This is a genomic window from Thiobacillus sp. (assembly GCF_030696885.1).
Lineage (GTDB): Bacteria > Pseudomonadota > Gammaproteobacteria > Burkholderiales > Thiobacillaceae > Thiobacillus.
The window spans coordinates 41,638-60,643 of the sequence record NZ_JAUYRI010000003.1 but is presented as its reverse complement, the minus strand read 5'-3'; the positions used below and the strand labels follow the sequence as shown (position 1 = coordinate 60,643).

Annotated in this window: 13 protein-coding genes; 12 read left to right on the top strand and 1 reads right to left on the bottom strand. The window is 65.5% G+C overall.

The annotated features are described in order from the left end of the window. Positions 1–38: 38 nt before the first annotated feature. The 8 genes from clpB to yrfG all read left to right on the top strand — a co-directional run bounded on the left by clpB (position 39) and on the right by yrfG (position 12,697). Positions 39–2,630: an ATP-dependent chaperone ClpB gene (gene clpB / locus Q8R61_RS00395; protein WP_305533335.1), complete on the top strand. Its 2,592-nt coding sequence runs from the start codon at positions 39–41 to the stop codon at positions 2,628–2,630. 526 nt (positions 2,631–3,156) lie between these two features. Beyond that, entirely contained in the window at positions 3,157–4,890 is a 1,734-nt protein-coding gene (locus tag Q8R61_RS00390) for an autotransporter assembly complex family protein (protein WP_305533334.1), read from the top strand. Further along, entirely contained in the window at positions 4,887–8,627 is a 3,741-nt protein-coding gene (locus Q8R61_RS00385) for a translocation/assembly module TamB domain-containing protein (protein WP_305533333.1), read from the top strand. The genes Q8R61_RS00390 and Q8R61_RS00385 overlap by 4 nt, the downstream gene beginning before the upstream one ends. A gap of 103 nt (positions 8,628–8,730) precedes the next feature. Then, complete coding sequence (surE, locus tag Q8R61_RS00380) at positions 8,731–9,474, top strand: 5'/3'-nucleotidase SurE (RefSeq protein ID WP_305533332.1); 744 nt, start codon at positions 8,731–8,733, stop codon at positions 9,472–9,474. Beyond that, the gene (locus Q8R61_RS00375; protein WP_305533331.1) at positions 9,459–10,139 is read left to right on the top strand and encodes a protein-L-isoaspartate(D-aspartate) O-methyltransferase; all 681 of its coding nucleotides are present in this window, start codon (positions 9,459–9,461) and stop codon (positions 10,137–10,139) included. Before surE ends, Q8R61_RS00375 begins: the two co-directional genes overlap by 16 nt. Next, positions 10,136–11,053 (top strand): peptidoglycan DD-metalloendopeptidase family protein, encoded by a 918-nt coding sequence (locus tag Q8R61_RS00370; protein WP_305533330.1) that lies wholly within the window; start codon positions 10,136–10,138, stop codon positions 11,051–11,053. The genes Q8R61_RS00375 and Q8R61_RS00370 overlap by 4 nt, the downstream gene beginning before the upstream one ends. Next, positions 11,050–11,991 (top strand): RNA polymerase sigma factor RpoS, encoded by a 942-nt coding sequence (gene rpoS, locus Q8R61_RS00365; RefSeq protein ID WP_305533329.1) that lies wholly within the window; start codon positions 11,050–11,052, stop codon positions 11,989–11,991. The genes Q8R61_RS00370 and rpoS overlap by 4 nt, the downstream gene beginning before the upstream one ends. A 49-nt stretch (positions 11,992–12,040) precedes the next feature. Beyond that, positions 12,041–12,697: a GMP/IMP nucleotidase gene (yrfG, locus tag Q8R61_RS00360; RefSeq protein ID WP_305533328.1), complete on the top strand. Its 657-nt coding sequence runs from the start codon at positions 12,041–12,043 to the stop codon at positions 12,695–12,697. 762 nt (positions 12,698–13,459) lie between these two features. On the opposite strand, the gene Q8R61_RS00355 is transcribed toward yrfG, so the two are convergent. Further along, on the bottom strand, positions 13,460–13,873 hold the full coding sequence (locus Q8R61_RS00355) for an Mth938-like domain-containing protein (protein WP_305533327.1): 414 nt from the start codon (positions 13,871–13,873) through the stop codon (positions 13,460–13,462). 159 nt (positions 13,874–14,032) lie between these two features. Here Q8R61_RS00355 and Q8R61_RS00350 point away from each other — a divergent pair, with 159 nt between their 5' ends. The 4 genes from Q8R61_RS00350 to Q8R61_RS00335 all read left to right on the top strand — a co-directional run bounded on the left by Q8R61_RS00350 (position 14,033) and on the right by Q8R61_RS00335 (position 18,970). After that, positions 14,033–15,277 carry a pyridoxal phosphate-dependent aminotransferase gene (locus tag Q8R61_RS00350; protein ID WP_305533326.1) on the top strand — a complete coding sequence of 415 codons (1,245 nt, stop codon included), beginning with the start codon at positions 14,033–14,035 and terminating at the stop codon, positions 15,275–15,277. 83 nt (positions 15,278–15,360) lie between these two features. Further along, positions 15,361–16,674, top strand: a complete 1,314-nt coding sequence (locus Q8R61_RS00345; RefSeq protein ID WP_305533325.1) for a homoserine dehydrogenase — start codon at positions 15,361–15,363, stop codon at positions 16,672–16,674. After that, positions 16,671–18,110 carry a threonine synthase gene (gene thrC, locus Q8R61_RS00340; protein ID WP_305533324.1) on the top strand — a complete coding sequence of 480 codons (1,440 nt, stop codon included), beginning with the start codon at positions 16,671–16,673 and terminating at the stop codon, positions 18,108–18,110. The genes Q8R61_RS00345 and thrC overlap by 4 nt, the downstream gene beginning before the upstream one ends. 65 nt (positions 18,111–18,175) lie before the next feature. Beyond that, entirely contained in the window at positions 18,176–18,970 is a 795-nt protein-coding gene (locus tag Q8R61_RS00335; RefSeq protein ID WP_305533323.1) for a phosphatase PAP2 family protein, read from the top strand. The last annotated feature ends 36 nt before the right edge of the window (positions 18,971–19,006 follow it).

Genomic DNA, 19,006 nt, shown 5'->3' with positions numbered 1-19,006 from the left:
TTGGCGTGGTAAGAATATACCTTAGCACGAGGCCCCCCATGCGTTTTGACAAGCTCACCACCCAGTTCCAGCAAGCCTTTTCCGACGCCCAGAGCCTGGCCGTCGGCGGCGACCATACCTACATCGAGCCGCAGCACCTGCTGCTCGCGCTGCTCAACCAAGAGGGCGCCGGCGCCGGCTCGATCCTGTCGCGCGCCGGCGGCCAGGTGCCCGCGCTGAAAGCGGCGCTGACCCAGGCGCTGACCCGCCTGCCCAAGGTCGAAGGCCACGGTGGCGAGGTGTCGATCTCGCGCGAACTCAACAACCTGCTGAACCTGACCGACAAGGAGGCGATGAAGCGCAACGACGCCTACATCGCGTCCGAGCTGTTTCTGCTGGCCGCGCTGGACGACAAAGGTGAGACCGGCCGGCTGCTCAAGCAGCACGGCGTGCAGAAAGCCGCGCTGGAGCAGGCGATTGCGGCCGTGCGCGGTGGCGAGAATGTGCAGTCGCAGGAAGCCGAAGGCCAGCGCGAGGCGCTGACCAAATACACGCAGGACCTGACTGCGCGTGCACGCGAAGGCAAGCTCGACCCGGTGATCGGACGCGACGATGAAATCCGCCGCTCGATCCAGATCCTGCAGCGCCGCACCAAGAACAACCCGGTGCTGATCGGCGAGCCCGGCGTCGGCAAGACCGCGATCGTCGAAGGCCTGGCGCAGCGCATTGTCAATGACGAAGTGCCGGAGACCCTGAAAGGCAAGAAGGTGCTGGTGCTGGACCTTGCGGCGCTGCTGGCGGGTGCCAAATATCGCGGCGAATTCGAGGAGCGGCTGAAGGCCGTGCTGAAGGAACTGGCGATGGATCCGGGCCGCTACATCGTCTTCCTCGACGAACTGCACACCCTGGTCGGCGCCGGCAAAGCCGAAGGCGCGATGGACGCCGGCAACATGCTGAAGCCGGCGCTGGCGCGCGGCGAGCTGCACCTGATCGGCGCCACCACGCTCGACGAGTACCGCAAATATGTAGAAAAAGATGCCGCGCTCGAGCGCCGCTTCCAGAAGGTGCTGGTCGACGAGCCCAGCGTCGAATCGACGATCGCGATCCTGCGCGGCCTGCAGGAGCGATACGAACTGCACCACGGCGTCAATATCACCGACCCGGCGATCATCGCTGCCGCCGAATTGAGCCACCGCTACATCACCGACCGCTTCCTGCCCGACAAGGCGATCGACCTGATCGACGAGGCCGCGGCGCGGGTCAAGATGGAAATCGACTCCAAGCCCGAGGTGATGGACAAGCTCGACCGCCGCATGATCCAGTTGAAGATCGAGCGCGAAGCGGTCAAGCGCGAGAAGGACGAGGCGTCCAAAAAACGCCTGCAACTGATCGAGGACGAGTTGCAGGCGCTGCAACGCGAATCCAACGATCTGGAAGAAATCTGGAAGGCCGAAAAAGCCCAGGTACAGGGTAGCGCCCACATCAAGGAAGAAATCGACAAGCTGCGCGGCGAAATGGTTGACCTGCAGCGCCAGGGCAAGCTCGACAAGGTGGCCGAGATCCAGTACGGCAAACTGCCGCAGCTGGAAGCGCAGCTGAAGCACGCCGAATCGGCCGACACCAAGCCCGTGTTCAAGCTCTTGCGCACCGAAGTCGGCGCCGAGGAAATCGCCGAGGTTGTCTCGCGGGCGACTGGAATACCGGTGTCGAAGATGCTGCAGGGCGAGCGCGACAAGCTCTTGCACATGGAAGACAAGCTGCACAGCCGCGTGGTGGGGCAGGACGAGGCCGTGCGTGTGGTGTCGGACGCGATTCGCCGTTCGCGAGCGGGCCTGTCCGACCCCAACCGGCCGCTCGGGTCGTTTTTGTTCCTCGGCCCCACCGGCGTCGGCAAGACCGAGCTGTGCAAGACCTTGGCCGAATACCTGTTCGATTCCGCCGACCACATGATCCGCATCGACATGAGCGAATTCATGGAGAAGCATTCGGTCGCCCGCTTGATCGGCGCGCCGCCTGGTTACGTCGGCTATGAAGAAGGCGGCTATTTAACAGAGGCGGTGCGCAGGAAGCCCTATTCCGTCATCCTGATGGATGAGGTGGAAAAGGCGCACCCGGACGTCTTCAACGTGCTGCTGCAGGTGCTCGACGACGGCCGCCTGACCGACGGCCAGGGCCGCACCGTCGACTTCCGCAATACCGTGATCGTGATGACGTCGAACCTGGGTTCGCAAATGATCCAGAGCATGAGCGGCGACGACTACCAGGTCATCAAGCTTGCCGTGCTGGGCGAAGTGAAGTCCTACTTCCGCCCCGAGTTCATTAACCGGATCGACGAGGTCGTGGTGTTCCACGCGCTGTCGGAGTCGCACATCGCCAGCATTGCGCGCATCCAGTTGCAGGGCCTGGAGAACCGCCTGGCGCAGATGGAGATGACACTCGACATCACCGATGCCGCGCTCGCCGAAATCGCCAAGGCCGGTTTCGATCCGATCTACGGCGCGCGGCCGCTCAAGCGTGCGATCCAGAGCGAACTCGAAAACGCGCTGGCGAAGGAAATCCTGTCCGGCCGCTTCGCCGCCAAGGACACGATCCGCATCGACGCGCAGGACGGGGTGTTCAGCTTCGAGAAGGCGATCGCGCAAGCCGCCTGATCAGGCTCGGCAGGTCGCATCTACCGCAGCGGGGTCACCATGACCCCGTTGTGCGCTTTGGACGCCGCCGGGCGTCTGCGTGGCGGCCGCCTTGGCCTGCTGCCGGGCTTGTAGGAAAAATCTGATTTTCTGTATGGGGAGGAGATCGAACACCGCTCCGATGGCAAGCGCGAGCCCATCAGGACGATGTCACCCTGCAGGACGGCAGGGGGCATCCAATCGGTCAGCGGAATAGACGGATGGGTGGTGAACCTGATTTTTCTCCCTACCAGCGGCCGCCCCGGAATGACCGAGGCACCGGGGTTTCGCAGGCAACGCTTGCATGGGATGGCGTGGCTTGCAGCGGCAGCGCTTCTGCGTCACCGGCAGGAAAAACGGGTCTGTCTGAACCTGGCACGTATCGGGGTCATGTCAATTTATGAGCCGGCTCTGCCTCGGTGGAAGTCGCCGGCTGCTTCGGTCATGACTTTGTCCGAATCACCGCACCCCCTAGAATGACTTGACGATCACCCCCGCTGGATTTCCCTTGCCTGCCCGCCTTTTCCACGTCCTGCTGATTCTTGCCGCGCTCGCAGCGCTGCCGGCGCACGCCCTGACGGTGGAGGTGGACGCACCGGAAGAACTCAAGGCGCTGCTGACGCAGCACCTGGAAACCGCACGGGCGGCACGGCAGGGCGAGACGCTGGACGAGGCAGAACTGGAACGGCTGCGCAGCGTGAGTGCGGACACGGCGCGCGAACTGCTGGCGACGGAAGGCTATTTTTCGCCGCAGATCGACAGCACGCTGACACGGGTGGGTGACGACGGGGTGCTGCGCTATGCGGTGACGCCGGGGCCACGCACCCACGTGCGTTCGGTGACGATCGACTTCATTGGCGCGCTGGCCGAGACGGACCGCTCGTGGTTGCGCACGCGTGCCGAGCGCAGTTTCACGCTGGAAGTCGGCATGCCGTTTCGCCAGGCCGACTGGAATGCCGCCAAGGTCGCGCTGCTGGGCCCGCTGCTGACGATCCGTTATCCGGCGGCGCAACTGGCGGCGAGCGAGGCGCGCATCGATCCGGAGACGCAGTCGGCGGACCTGAGCGTGCGGGTCGACAGCGGCCCGGCGTTTTTTTATGGCGAGCCGGTCATCAGCGGCAGCCAGCGTTATCCCGAATCGATCGTTCGCAACCTGAGCCCGATGAAACCCGGCCAGCCGTATCGCCAGCAGGATCTGCTGGATTATCAGATGGCGCTGGAAACGAGCGGCTACTACGCGCAGGCCACGGTGCGCATCGAAACCGATCCGGCGCTGGCGGCAGCGGTGCCGGTGATTGTCGAGGTGAGGGAGCGGCCGCAAAAACTGTTCAGCGTGGGCGTCGGGGTCAGCACCGACACCGGCGCGCGGGTGCAGGCGGCGTGGGAACATCGCGACGTTGCGAACCGCGGGCTGCGCCTGAAGCTCGATGGGCGCCTGGAAACCGACCGCCAGACCGGTGCGGTGGAACTGGCCTGGCCGCGCAACGCACGCGGCTATGAAAACAGCCTCGGCGCGCAGATCAAGCATGAAGACATCGAAGGCCAGGAGACGCGCGGCAATGTGCTGGTCGCCAAGCGCACCCGTACGCGCGGCCAGATCGAAACCACGCTGTCCCTGCAATACCAGACGGAAGAACAGACCATCGGCGATGTGGTCAGTTCGAACAATCAGGCGCTGACCGCCAACTATGCATGGACCCAGCGCACGGTCGGGCGCGCATTCTATCCGCGTCGTGGCTATGTGCTGACGCTGCAGGGCGGCGGCGCGAGCGAGGCGCTGCTGTCCGACACCAGCTTTGTTCGTCTGTATGGCCGTCATACCCAGTATTTCCGCGCCGGCGACAACGGCCGGCTGATCCTGCGCGGCGAATGGGGCAGCGTGCTGGCCGACACGCGCGACGGCATCCCCACCGATTTCCTGTTCCGCGCCGGCGGCGACAACTCGGTGCGCGGCTACGCTTACCAGAGCCTGGGACGCACGCTGGCAGGGGGCGTGGCCTCGGTGCGGCACCTGGCCACCGGCAGCGTCGAATACAACCATTTCTTCGAAGGCAACTGGGGCATGGCCGTGTTCGTCGACGCGGGCGACGCGGCCGACACCCCGGCCGCGCTGTCGCCGGTGTTCGGCTACGGCGTCGGCGCGCGCTACCGTTCGCCGGTAGGGCCGATCAACCTCGACCTGGCCTACGGCGAAGCCACCGGAAAATTCCGCCTGCATTTCTCGCTCGGGGTGCTGTTTTGAAGCGCGCGGCCTGGGCACTGGGGGCGCTGCTGGCCGGCGTGACGCTGCTGGGTTTGCTGATGCTGTGGCTGACCACGACGACCACCGGCTTTGTCTGGCTGGCGAAACAGGCCACCCCGCTAAGCGAGGGTCGCCTGGTGCTCGAAGGCGTGGAAGGCCATCTGGCCACGTCGGTTCATATCCGGAAAATGACGCTCACCACGGACACCCAGCGCATCACCCTGCAGCAGGTGAAGCTGGAGTGGCAGCCGCGCTCGCTGTGGCACCGCCTGATCGAGATCGACCTGCTGGCAGCGCAACACGCGCAGGTGGAGACGCTGGCCAAGGACCCGACGCCACCCGCTTATCCCGTCACGCTGCGCTGGCTGTTCGACATCCGCGTGGCCGCGTGGGACGTGGCCACGCTCGATGTCGTCGACGCCGGGCAGACGCTGCAGTTCAGCGCGCTGCGCGGCACCGTGGATGGCCGCGGCGAGCGCTTCGACTTCACGGCTGCAGCCCGCACGCCGTGGGCGGACGTGGCGGGAAAATTCGGCATCCACAAGGACGCGCCGTTCAAATTGCAGGGGCAGTTCAACGCCACTCGCAGCACGCCGGTACCGACCGAGGCCACGCTCGGACTGACCGGCGAACTGGCGGCGATCGATTTCAGGCTGGACGCGCTGGCCGAAGGCATGACCGTGATGGCCGACGGACAGGCGGCGCCCTTCGAGCCGGTGCGCCTGCCGCGCCTGCTGGTGGCGGGCGAGGGCATCGACCCGCGCCAATTTGCGGCGGATGCGCCGCGCGCCGACCTTGCGTTTTCCGGCGTGTTCGAAGGCCGGCCCGACGAGCGCCTGCTCGGCACCTTCAGCCTGTCGAACCGGCTGGCCGGGCGCGTCGACCAGGATCGGCTGCCGCTCGCCAACCTCACCGGCGCGGTGCTGGGCGACGCCCGCCACGCCGACTTCAGCGCGCTGTCGATCGATCTTGGCGCGGCCGGGCAATTTGTCGGCGACGGGCAATGGCGCGATGGACGCTTTAGCGTGAACCTCGCCAGCCCACGCGTGAACCTGGCCGGCCTGCACCGCGACCTGAATTCCACGCGGATCAAGGCGAATTTGAAACTGGCGGGCGACGCCACACGTCAGACGCTCGACGCCGACGTCAGCGAAACCTGGGGCCAGGGCCGCTTCACGCTGAGCCATGCCGATGCGGCGCTGCGGCTGGAGTCGGCGAACTTCAGCGGCCAGGCCGGCCGCCTGACGGCGAAGGGCGTGCTGCAGCTGGATGCCGGACGTGCGTTCTCGGCCGAGTTCGATGCTTCGCAAATCAATCCCGCCCGCTTCGGCAAATTTCCGCGCGGGCAGCTCAATGCGCGCGGCGAGGCAAGTGGTTCGCTGGCACCCAAGCTGCGTCTGCAGGCGCAGTTCACGCTGCCGCCGGGCGATCTCGACGGACGTCCGGTCAGCGGCAAAGGCCGGGTGCGTTACGAAAATCAACATCTCGCCGACGCCGACGTCGATCTGAATCTGGCCGGCAACCGGGCGAAACTGCTCGGCGCCTATGGCCGCGCCGGCGACCGCCTCAACTGGGACATCGATGCGCCGGCGCTGGCACGGCTGAACCTGGGCCTGGCCGGGCGCCTGACCAGCCGCGGCAGCGTGAGCGGCGACCCCGCGGCGCCGCAGATCGAAGCGACCGTCGCGGCCAGCGGTCTGCGCCTGCCGGGCGACATCGCCGCCGACACGTTGAACCTGGAACTCAATTTGCAGGCCGCCGCCACCGGCGCATTCACCGGCCAGCTCGACGCGCGCGGCGTCACGCTGGCCGGGCAGCGCCTGAGCGCCGTGCGCGCCAAGCTGCAGGGCCGCCGCAATGCCCATACGTTGACGCTCGACGCCCGCCTGCCCGACTGGCAGGTGACCGCGAGCCTGGCCGGCGGACTCGATGCACAGCAGGTCTGGCGCGGCCAGCTGAACCAGGCCCGCGCGGAAGGGCCGTGGCCGATGCTTCTGACGGCGCCGGCCACGCTGTTGCTGTCGCGCGAACAACAGCAGGTGAGCCAGCTGGCGCTGACGGTAGCCGGCGGCCGGCTCACGGTCGAACAGTTCAACCTGCAAGACGCGCAGTGGGCGAGCAGCGGCACGCTCGCCAACCTGCCGCTGGCGCCGCTGTTGACGCTGCTGGACACCGCGCCGCCTTTCACCACCGATCTCCGGGTCAACGGCAACTGGAACCTGCGCGCCGGCACCACGCTCGACGGCACGCTGCGGCTGCGTCGCCACTCGGGCGACGTGCGGATGAAGGACCCGGTGCTGAACCTGGGCCTCACCACGGTCGAACTCGATCTCGATGCGGTGGCCAGCCGGGTTAGCGCGCGTGTCGAGGCGACCAGCCGCGAAGCCGGCCAGTTGCGCGCCGAAGGGCAGGCCACGCTGGCCCGCGTAGGCGCCGGCTTTACCCTGCCGCGCAGCGCGCCGCTGGCCTGGACCGCGCAGTTCGATGTGTCCGATCTGCGGTTGCTGCGTCCCTTCCTGCCGGTCACCATGCGTGCCGACGCGCGTCTCAACGCCAACCTCACCGGCAGCGGCAGCCTGGCGGCACCGCGGATCGACGGCCGCATCGATGCCAGCCAGATTCGCTTTGCGATGCCGGAAGCGGGCATTGCGATCAGCGATGGCACGCTGAAGCTGCTGCTGGCCGACGACCGCGTGCGGGTGCAGGAAGGCGAGCTGATCGGGCCCAGTGAAATCCAGGGCGGGGGCGGCCGCATCGTGGTGAGCGGCGAGGCGCAGTGGAAAAACCCGCAGGCGGGGCTCACGCTCAACTTCGAGAAATTCGCCGTCACCAACCGCAGCGATCGCCGCGTCGTGGTGTCCGGCGCCACCCGGCTCCAGCTCGATCCCAAGCGGCTGCAACTGACCGGCGAACTCACCGCCGACCGCGCCCGCCTGGAAATGCCCGAAGCCAGCCGGCCCACGCTGTCGAGCGACGTCGTCGTCGTCGGCCGGCCGCCGCCCGAAAAAACGGCGGCCCAGCGCATCCCGCTGGAGCTCGACCTCAAGCTCAACCTGGGCAAGGATTTCCTGTTCAAGGGGGGCGGGCTGGATGCGCGCCTCGGCGGCCAGCTGCGCGTGTTCACAGTCAATACCGTGCTGCGCGGCGAAGGCCGCATCCAAGTAGAGGAAGGTCGCTATGCCGCCTATGCGCAGACGCTCGACATCGAGCGCGGTGTGCTCAACTTCATCGGTCCGATCGAGAATCCTGGACTCGACATCCTGGCGGTGCGCAAGACGCCCACGGTCAAGGTCGGCGTGCAGGTCCGCGGCACGGTGCAGCGGCCGCTGGTGACGCTGTATTCCGATCCGCCGCTGCCGGACACCGAGAAACTCGCCTGGCTGGTGCTGGGGCACGGGCTGGAAAACGGCGGCCAGCAGGAATTCGCCTTGCTGCAGATTGCCGCCGGCGCGCTGCTGTCGCAGGCCGAGTCGGTCAGCATGCAGGCACAGCTGGCCGAGACTTTGCGCATCGACAGCTTCGGTGTGCGCGGCGGCGAGGGCGATGACCTTGCCACCACTGTGGTCAGCGTCGGCAAGCGGCTGTCCTCGCGCGCCACGCTGAGCTACGAGCAAAGCCTGGATGGACTGAACCAGGTGGTGAAGGTGCTGTATCAGCTGTCGCCGCGCGTGCGGCTGGAAGCCCAAGCCGGCCAGCCGAGCAGTTTCGATGCGTTTTACACCCGCGAATACGACTGAATCGATCAAATCCCGATGGTAGAATCGGGCCCATGTTCGACGTACGCATCATCGCCATGATATTCCCGCGCCGAATGCCGGCTCTGCCCGGAGGCTACCGCTGATGCGCATCCTGCTGTCCAACGACGACGGTTATTTCGCCCCCGGCCTCGCCGCGCTGGCGCAGGCACTTGCGCCGCTGGCCGACATCACCGTGGTGGCGCCCGAGCGCGACCGCAGCGGCGCCTCCAATTCACTCACGCTCGACCGTCCGCTGATGCTGCGACAGGCACCCAGCGGCTTCTATTACGTCAACGGCACCCCTACCGATTGCGTGCACCTGGCCGTTACCGGCATGCTCGATCACATGCCCGACATGGTGATTTCCGGCATCAACCACGGCGCCAACATGGGCGACGACACGATTTATTCCGGCACCGTGGCCGCCGCCACTGAGGGCTATCTGCTGGGGATTCCGTCGATCGCGGTATCACTCGCCAATCACAACGCCAAGTATTTCGACACTGCGGCGCGTGTGGTGGCCGAGCTGGTGCAGCGTATCCAGACGCAGCCGCCGACCGAGCCGATGCTGCTCAACGTCAACGTGCCGGACCGCGCCTGGACCGATCTCGCCGGCCTCACCGTGACCCGGCTGGGCAAGCGTCACAAGGCCGAGTCGGTGGTGAAGACGACCAATCCGCGTGGCCAGGTCGTCTACTGGGTGGGCGCGGCGGGGCTGGCGCAGGATGCGGGCGAAGGCACCGACTTCCATGCCGTCGACAACGGCTATGTATCGATCACCCCGCTGCAAATGGACCTCACCCGTTTCAGCCAGATGGACAGCGTGAATGCATGGCTGAAACTTTGAATCTGCGCGGCGGCATCGGCATGACCTCGGCGCGCACGCGTGGCCGCATGGTCGAACGCCTGCGCGAGCAGGGCATCCGGGACGAGACCGTGCTGTCGGCCATGGGCACGGTGCCGCGCCACCTGTTCGTCGATCAGGCACTGGAGTCGCGCGCCTACGAGGACAACGCGCTCCCGATCGGTTTCGGCCAGACCATTTCCAATCCCCATATCGTTGCGCGCATGGCTGAGCTCGCGCGCCACGGCGAGAACGGGCACGGCCGCGCGCTCGGTCGCGTGCTCGAAATCGGCCTGGGTTGCGGCTACCAGGCCGCGGTGCTGGCCAAGCTGGCGCGCGAAGTGGTGTCGATGGAGCGCATCGCCGCGCTGGTCGGCAAGACGCGCGTGCGGCTGCGCGAACTCAGGATCAACAACGTCAAGCCCAAGCACGGCGACGGCATGCATGGCGCCAAGGACTTCGCGCCCTTCGATGCCATCGTGATCGCGGCCGCGTTCGCCGAAGTGCCGCAGGAACTGCTGGCGCAGCTGGCCGACGGCGGCCGCCTGGTGATGCCGCTTGGCAACAGCAGCCAGACGCTGTGCGTGATGGAACGCCAGGGCGACGCATACAACGAGCGTCTGCTCGAAGGGGTGAAGTTTGTGCCTCTGCTGCCGGGGGTGGCATGAGCGGACGCGTCACTGTATTCCCGATTCGGGCCGCCTTGCTGGGCGCGCTGCTGGCGCTGGCGGGCTGCACCTCGACCGGACCGGCGCCGGTGAGCGAGCGCACCGGGACACGCACCGCAGCCAAAGCCGAGACGCCGCGCCCGTCGCAGATCGCGCCGTCGACCACTGGCCTGCACACCGTGCAGCGCGGCGACACGCTGTATGCGATCGCCTTTGCCAACGGCCTCGATCATCGCGAGGTCGCCATCTGGAACCAGCTCGAATCGGCCGACCGCATCCTGGTCGGCCAGGTGCTGCGCCTGACGCCGCCGCCGGGCGCGGTGGAAGTCATGCCGCTCGACGACGAGGCTGCGCCGAGCGCGCGCCCGTTGGTTGAGGAGCAGGTGCTGCGTGAACCGCAGGCAGTGCTGCTGCCGTATTCCGAAGCCAACTGGGCGCAGGCGACGGCACCGCGTCCGCCGGCCGTTGCCGTGGCGCCACTACCCGCACCTGCGCCCGTTTCAGCCCCGCTGCCGAAGCCGCCTGCGCCGCCTGCGAACGCCGGTGCCGTCGCCTGGATGTGGCCGGCCGAAGGCACCGTGCTGGGCCGCTTCGGCGCAGCGGGTGGCAAGGGCATCGACATCGCCGGGGAACGCAACGCACCGGTGATCGCCATTGCGCCCGGCAAGGTGGTCTACAGCGGCAGCGGACTGCGCGGCTACGGCCGCCTGCTGATCGTCAAGCATGCGGACGAATACCTGTCGGCTTACGCGCACAACGAATCGATCCTGGTGAAGGAGGGCGACACCGTGGCCGCAGGCCAGAAGATCGCCCTGATGGGAGACAGCGATGCCGACCGCGTTAAACTCCATTTCGAGATCCGCCGTTACGGCAAGCCGCTCGATCCTCTGAATTATTTGCCGGAACGTTCATGAGCACCGAACCCCAAGACGAACAGGAAGACCTGCCACAGGAAGAAGCCGAAGCCGAGCTGCAGGCGCAGGACACCAACGAGGAACTGGCGTCGGCCATTCTCGACGAGCCGCAGGTCGACGTCACCCAGCTCTACCTCAACGAAATCGGCCAGGCCCCGCTGCTGACGGCGACCGAAGAAGTGGCGCTGGCACGGCGCGTGGTGGAAGGCGACTTCGAGGCGCGCCAGACCATGATCGAGCGCAACCTGCGGCTGGTGGTCAACATCGCCAAGCACTACGCCAACCGGGGGCTGACCCTGCTCGACCTGGTGGAGGAGGGCAACCTTGGCCTGATCCACGCGCTGGAAAAATTCGATCCCGAACGCGGCTTTCGTTTTTCCACCTACGCAACCTGGTGGATCCGCCAGAACATCGAGCGCGCGATCATGAACCAGTCGCGCACCATCCGGCTGCCGGTGCACATCATCAAGGAACTCAACATCTACCTGCGCGCCAAGCGCCATCTGGAAACCCATGGCGTCACCGACGCCAGCTCGGACGACATCGCCGCGCTGACCGGGCATACGGTCGAGGACGTGCGCCGCATCATGCAGTTGAACGAACGGGTCGCCTCGCTCGACGCGCCGCTCGACGTCGATCCCACGCTATCGCTGGGTGAGGCCATCGCCGACGACAATGCCCACCTGCCCGACGAAATGCTGCAGATCGAAGAGATCGAGCACCACGTCCATGAATGGCTCAAGCAGCTCAACGACAAGCAGCGCTGGGTGATCGAACGGCGCTTTGGCCTCAACGGCTGCGAAGCCTGCACGCTGGAAGACCTGGCGCTGGAGCTGCAGGTGACGCGTGAGCGCGTGCGGCAGATCCAGATGGAATCCCTGCGCGTGCTGCGGCAGCTGCTGCGCCGGCGCGGCGTATCCAAGGACGAACTGTTCTAGCCGGGGGCGCCGACCCCTCGCTCGGGGGCCGGCGCATGAAGACATCGCCATGATCAACTGGTCGCACATCGACACCGTCTTTCTCGACATGGACGGCACCCTGCTCGATCTCCATTTCGACAACCATTTCTGGCGCGAGCACATGCCGCGCCGCTATGCCGAATACCACGGCCTCGACGAGGCGGTGGCGCGCGCGCACCTCGACCAGCACTACGAACGCCACGCCGGCACGCTCAACTGGTACTGCCTGGATTTCTGGAGCAGCGAACTCGCGCTCGACATCGTGCAGCTAAAGGAAGAAGTCGTGCACCTGATTGCGGTGCGCCCCGACGTGCCGGCCTTCCTGAAGGCCCTGCGACACTCGGGTCGGCGAGTGGTGATGGTCACCAACGCTCACCCCAAGAGCCTCGGCCTGAAAATGCGCGAGACCGGGATCGAAACCTATTTCGACGCGCTGATCTCGTCCCACCAGGTCGGCCTGCCGAAGGAGCACCCGGATTTCTGGCAGGGATTGCAGACGATCGAGCCGTACGACAAGGCGCGCACGCTGTTTGTCGACGACAGCCTGCCAGTGCTGGAAAGCGCACAGGCTTATGGCATTGGGCAGTTGCTGGCGGTGTGCAATCCGGATTCGAGGCAGCCGCATAAAGATTGTGGGGGGTTTCAGGCGATTACGAGTTTTGAGGAGGTGATGCCGGATAGGTGAGTTGTTGTTGCTAGGCGCGAAGCACGTTTAGTGGTTAAACCTTCGCGGGGCTGCTGACCGTTGGCCGGGGGTTGCCCGGCGGCAAGTCACTTTCTTTTGTCTCGCCAAAAGAAAGTAACCAAAGAAAAGGCGACCCCGACAGCCCCGAATTCCCGAAGATCAAGCGCGTCGGGTGGGCGGCAAAGAACTCGCCCCGCCTTGTTGTTTTTAATTGGTTTTTTGTGGGCGGGGCTCAAACACCTTTGCCGCTGATCCACCCGACGCACTTGATCTTCGGCGGGTCTGTAAGGGGAAGAACGTCAAAACCAGTTTGACGTTGAGCACCATTGCGAACCAGATCGAAGGCTTCGCAGTGGAGCTATAGGGTCCTCGCCCAAGTACACAAACCGCCCCGTCATCACTGCCCTGATTTTGACTTGCCGCCCCTCTCAGTCCCACCGGAAATTGAGCCTGCCGGGCGGATCAGCGGCAAAGGTGTTTGAGCCCCGCTCACCTTCGAATGCCTACGAAAGCGGGGCGAGTTCTTTGCCGCCCGCCCGGCAGGCTCAATTTCCGGGGTTTCGGGGATGAGCGGGGTCGCTTTTTCTTTGGTTACTTTGATGAACGTGCCTTGGCATGTTCATCCTTAAGGCAGCGGCGAGGCAGGCGAGGGAACCGAGCAACTAGCCGCCGGGCTACCCCCGGCCAACGGTCAGTGGTTCCGCAAAGCCAGTAACTACTCGGTCGTACTCCGCACCAAACCAAAGGCTGGATGCTTCGGTGTTATGCGCCTCGCACCGACGGGCCCAATTCCCCAGCCCCCGGCTCGATCAGCACCGCCGCCCCCACACTCCGCCCCTCCGCCGCCAGAATGTTGTAGGTGCGGCACAGCGCCCCCGTGTCCATCACTTCCAGCCCGATCTGCGCCTCCACCAGCGCGCGCGTGAGCGAAGGATGGGGAAAGCGCAGGCGGGCGCCGGTGCCGAGCAGCAGGATGTCGAGTTCGCGACTGGCGACCCATTCGAAATGGGCCGGGGTCAGCGCCGCAAAGTCCTGCCCTGCCCAGGGGGCGATCTCGACGCCGCGCGCGGTCAGCAGCAGGCCGGCATCGAAGCGGTGGCCGTTGATCAGGACGTGGTCGGCGCCATAGCCGGTGAAGAGCAGCTGGCCGGCGTCGGTGTTGAGGTGCAGTTTCATATTTCTGGAACCTTAGCAGATTCCCGCCGGGCGGGCCCGCCGCGGCCTCCTGTGCGCGCCGCGGCGCCGGGTTTCGTTTGCCGGGGCGGGGCGCCTCCGGTAAAATCGCCTGCTTTCCAAGGCTTTGTTTTGCCTTGATTTACGCACCGGGAACTCACCGTGACGGCTGACAACAGGCCACGCTTACGCACCATCCACAAATCGACCAAGCTCGACCGGGTCTGCTATGACATTCGCGGACCCGTCATGGCGCGCGCGCGGCAGATGGAAGAGGAAGGCCACCGCATCATCAAGCTGAACATCGGAAACCCGGCGCCGTTCGGCTTCGAGGCGCCGGAGGAAATCGTGCAGGACGTGATCCTGAACCTGCCGAATGCGTCCGGCTACAGCGATTCCAAGGGCCTGTTCGCGGCGCGCAAGGCGATCATGCACGAGACCCAGCGCAAGGGGATCGCGGGGGTGCAGATCGACGACATCTTCATCGGCAACGGCGTCTCCGAGCTGATCGTGATGTCGATGCAGGCGCTGCTGAACAACGGCGACGAGGTGCTGGTGCCGGCGCCGGATTATCCGCTCTGGACCGCGGCGGTGAGCCTGGGCGGCGGCAAACCGTGCCATTACCTGTGCGACGAGGGCGCCGGCTGGCTGCCGGACCTGGACGATATCCGCGCCAAGATCACGCCCAACACGCGCGCCATAGTCGTCATCAACCCGAACAACCCGACCGGGGCGCTGTATCCCACCGAACTGCTGCAGGAGATCATCGAGATCGCGCGTCAGCACCAGCTGATCATCTATGCCGACGAGATCTACGACAAGGTGCTGTACGACGGCGTGGTGCACACCTCGATCGCCGCGCTTGCCGAAGACGTGCTGATCGTCACCTTCAACGGCCTGTCGAAAAACTACCGTGCCTGCGGCTACCGTGCGGGCTGGCTGATCGTGTCGGGCGACAAACGCCACGCCAGGGATTATCTGGAAGGGCTGAACATGCTGGCGTCGATGCGGCTGTGTTCCAATGTACCGGGACAGTACGGCATCCAGACTGCGCTCGGCGGTTACCAGAGCATCAACGACCTGGTCGCGCCGAGCGGCCGGCTGACACGCCAGCGCGATCTCGCGCACGAACTGCTGACGCTGATTCCCGGCGTCAGCTGCGTCAAGCCGAAGGCGGCGATGTATCTGTTTCCGAAGCTGGACCCCAAGCTCTATCACATCCACGACGACCAGAAGTTCATCCTCAACCTGCTGGAAGAGGAGCGTGTGCTGGTGGTGCAGGGCAGCGGCTTCAACTGGCATCACCCCGACCATATCCGGGTGGTGTTCCTGCCGCACGAAGAAGAGTTGACCGAGGCGATTACGCGCATGGGTAAGTTCCTCGACCGCCAGCGTGCGCATCGCTGATTGTTTTTTTCCACGAAGTGATGTCACGCGAACGCGTCGTTTTTGCCTTTTGTGGACACGGATTTTTAATTGAGATTATTTAAATGAAACCCATCAACGTCGGCCTGCTGGGCCTGGGGACAGTCGGCGGCGGCACCCTGACCGTGCTGCGCCGCAACGCCACGGAAATCACCCGTCGTGCCGGACGCGAAATCCGCGTGCTGCGCGCAGCGGTGCGCAATCTCGACAAGGCCAAATTGCTGGCGGGCGATCTGCCGTTGTCGACCAACCCGTTCGACGTGGTCGACGATCCCGAAATCGACATCGTGGTGGAACTGATCGGCGGCCTGGAGCCTGCGCGTGAACTGGTGATGCAGGCGATCGCCAACGGCAAGCACGTGGTTACCGCCAACAAGCACCTGATCGCCAAGCACGGCAACGAAATTTTCGCCGCGGCGCAGGCCAAGGGCGTGATGGTCGCGTTCGAGGCGGCGGTGGCGGGCGGCATACCGATCATCAAGGCGCTGCGCGAAGGACTGAGCGCCAACCGCATCGAGTGGCTGGCCGGCATCATCAACGGCACCAGCAACTTCATCCTGACCGAGATGCGCGACAAGGGCGCCGCCTTCGAGGACGTGCTGAAGCAGGCGCAGGAACTGGGTTATGCGGAAGCCGACCCGACCTTCGACATCGAGGGCATCGACGCCGCGCACAAGCTCACCATCCTGTCGGCGATCGCCTTCGGCATCCCGATGCAGTTTGACCGCGCCTACACCGAAGGCATCTCCAAGCTGACGCGCGAAGACGTGCAATACGCCGAGGAACTGGGTTATCGCATCAAGCTCTTGGGCATTGCGCGCCGCGCCGAAAACGGCATTGAGCTGCGCGTGCATCCGACCCTGATACCCGAGCGCCGGCTGATCGCGAATGTGGATGGTGCGATGAATGCCGTGCTGGTGAAGGGCGACGCTGTCGGCCCGACGCTGTATTACGGCGCCGGCGCCGGGGCCGAGCCGACCGCGTCCGCGGTGGTCGCCGACCTGGTCGATGTCACGCGGCTGCACACCGCCGACCCGCACCATCGCGTGCCGCATCTGGCCTTCCAGCCCGACCAACTGTCTGACACCCCGATCCTGCCGATGGACGAAGTGCGCACCGCGTATTACCTGCGCCTGCGCGCGTTCGACCGCCCCGGTGTGCTGGCCGACATCACCCGCATCCTGGCCGACAGCCACATCTCCATCGATGCGATGGTGCAGAAGGAACCGGCCGAGGGTGAGGAGCAGGTGAACATCATCCTGTTGACCCACATCACAGTGGAAAAGAACGTCAATGCGGCCATCGCCAAAATCGAGGCGCTCGATGCGGTGGCGGGGCAGGTGATGCGCATTCGCCTCGAAGAACTGGCAGCCAAATGAACTACCTCAGCACCCGCGGCCTGGCGCCGCGACTCCGCTTCTCGGAAATCCTGCTCGGCGGGCTGGCCAGCGACGGCGGCCTCTATGTGCCTGAAGCGTACCCGCGCTTTACCGCCGCCGAACTGGCCGCGATGCGCGGCATGAATTATCGCGAGCTGGCGTTCGCGGTGCTGTCGCGCCTGATCGACGACATCCCGCACGACGATCTGCGTCGCCTGATCGACAAGACCTATGTCGCCGACGTCTACCGCTACACCACCGACAAGGAAAACGCCGAGGACATCACCCCGCTGAAAACGCTGGAGCCCGGCCTGCACGTGCTGGCGCTGTCGAACGGCCCGACGCTGGCGTTCAAGGACATGGCGATGCAGCTGCTCGGCAACCTGTTCGAGTATGTGCTCGACAAGACCCAGGGCGAGCTCAACATCCTCGGCGCGACCTCCGGCGACACCGGCTCCGCCGCCGAATACGCGATGCGCGGCAAGCACGGCGTGCGCGTCTTCATGCTGTCGCCCGAGCACGGCATGACGCGCTTCCAGCAGGCGCAGATGTACGCGCTGACGGATGCCAACATCCACAACCTGGTGATCCGCGGCGTGTTCGACCAGTGCCAGGATATGGTCAAGGCCGTATCGAACGACCTCGACTTCAAGGCCAGGCATCACATCGGCGTGGTCAACTCGATCAACTGGGCACGCGTCGCGGCGCAGAGCGTGTACTACTTCAAGGCCTATTTCGCGGCGACGCACGACAACGACCAGCAGGTGTCGTTTTCGGTGCCGTCGGGCAACTTCGGCAACGTCTGCGCCGGCCATATCGCGCGCCAGATGGGCCTGCCGATTGCCAAGCTGATCGTCGCCACCAACGAGAATGATGTGCTCGACGAATTCTTCCGCACCGGCGTCTACCGCCCGCGTCCGGAAACAAAACACACGTCGAGCCCGAGCATGGATATTTCGAAGGCGTCCAACTTCGAGCGTTTCGTGTTCGACCTCGCCGGGCGCGACGCCGCCCAGGTACGCAGCCTGTGGAGCGCGGTCGAATCCGGCGGCAGTTTCGATCTGAATACCCATGCCGATCCCAAAGGCGGCAGCCTGTTCGACCACGTCGCCGACTTTGGCGTGGTCTCGGGATCGAGCAACCATGCCAACCGCATCGACACCATCCGCACCGTCTACGAGGTGTACGGCACGATGATCGACCCGCATACCGCCGACGGCCTGAAGGTGGGCCTGGAGCACCGCGAACCGGGCGTACCGCTGATCTGCATGGAAACCGCGCAGCCTGCCAAGTTCGAGGATGCGATCCATGAGGCGCTCGGCATCGAGCCGGTGCGACCGACCGAACTCGCCGACCTCGAAGCGCAGCCGCAGAAAAAGCACGTGCTGGAGGCCGACGTCGCTGCGGTCAAGCGCTTCATCGTCGAACACGTCTGACCGCCCGGCCGGGTTAAGGCTTACTTAAGCCTGCCCTGCGAGCATGGACTCCGCGGCGAGCTGCCGTGGATTCCTGCGACATATCGAGCGACCTGTACGTGCCGAGCCCCATCCCCCCTGCGGTTTCACCCGCGCCGCTTTCCCGGGCGCGCCTTGTCGCCCTGGCCGTCTGGCCGACGCTCGCCTTTGTCGTGCTGTTCGGGTTGATGCAAGAGACCGGGTTCGATGCGTGGGTGGCGGCCCGCTTCCATGATCCCGCCCTCGGCGGCTTTCCGCTCAGGGACAACTTCTGGACCAGCCAGGTCCTGCACGAGGGCGCACGCGAGGTGCTCGTGGTCTTCGCTGTCGCCATCCTCGCCCTGTGGCTGCTGTCCTGGCCGGTGCAGGCGCTGCGCAGCCGGCGCAAGTCCCTGGCCTACCTGCTGGTGGCCATCACGCTTTCCGTCGTGGCGGTGCACCAGGGAAAGCAGTGGACGAATATGGATTGCCCTTGGGATGTCGCCGAGTTCGGCGGACAGCGGCCGCACCTCGGGCTGTTCGACGACAAGCCGGACACGCTGCCACGGGGGCACTGCTTTCCGGGCGGCCACAGCTCGGGCGGCTTTGCGTTGCTGGCACTCTATTTCGCGGGCGGCGGGGGGCGGTCGCGTAGCGGGTTGCTGTTGCTCCCCGGTCTGCTGATCGGTAGCGTGTTTGCCGTCGACCAATGGATGCGTGGCGCGCATTTCCCGTCGCACGACCTGACTTCGGCCTATCTGTGCTGGATGATCGCGCTGGGGACGCATGCCTGGTTTTACCGGCGGGAACGTGCCGCCGCACGCCTGCCAATCAAGCGGGTCGACACGCCACCCGGAAGCTGACCGTCGCGTTTGGCGCTAGCCATGTATCCATGGCCG

Bases quoted from the DNA above. Each gene is read 5' to 3' on its own strand.
- clpB (WP_305533335.1), top strand. From the start codon at position 39: ATGCGTTTTGACAAGCTCACCACCCAGTTCCAGCAAGCCTTTTCCGAC.
- thrC (WP_305533324.1), top strand. From the start codon at position 16,671: ATGAACTACCTCAGCACCCGCGGCCTGGCGCCGCGACTCCGCTTCTCG.
- Q8R61_RS00375 (WP_305533331.1), top strand. From the start codon at position 9,459: ATGGCTGAAACTTTGAATCTGCGCGGCGGCATCGGCATGACCTCGGCG.
- yrfG (WP_305533328.1), top strand. From the start codon at position 12,041: ATGATCAACTGGTCGCACATCGACACCGTCTTTCTCGACATGGACGGC.
- surE (WP_305533332.1), top strand. From the start codon at position 8,731: ATGCGCATCCTGCTGTCCAACGACGACGGTTATTTCGCCCCCGGCCTC.
- Q8R61_RS00345 (WP_305533325.1), top strand. From the start codon at position 15,361: ATGAAACCCATCAACGTCGGCCTGCTGGGCCTGGGGACAGTCGGCGGC.
- rpoS (WP_305533329.1), top strand. From the start codon at position 11,050: ATGAGCACCGAACCCCAAGACGAACAGGAAGACCTGCCACAGGAAGAA.
- Q8R61_RS00355 (WP_305533327.1), bottom strand. From the start codon at position 13,873: ATGAAACTGCACCTCAACACCGACGCCGGCCAGCTGCTCTTCACCGGC.
- Q8R61_RS00370 (WP_305533330.1), top strand. From the start codon at position 10,136: ATGAGCGGACGCGTCACTGTATTCCCGATTCGGGCCGCCTTGCTGGGC.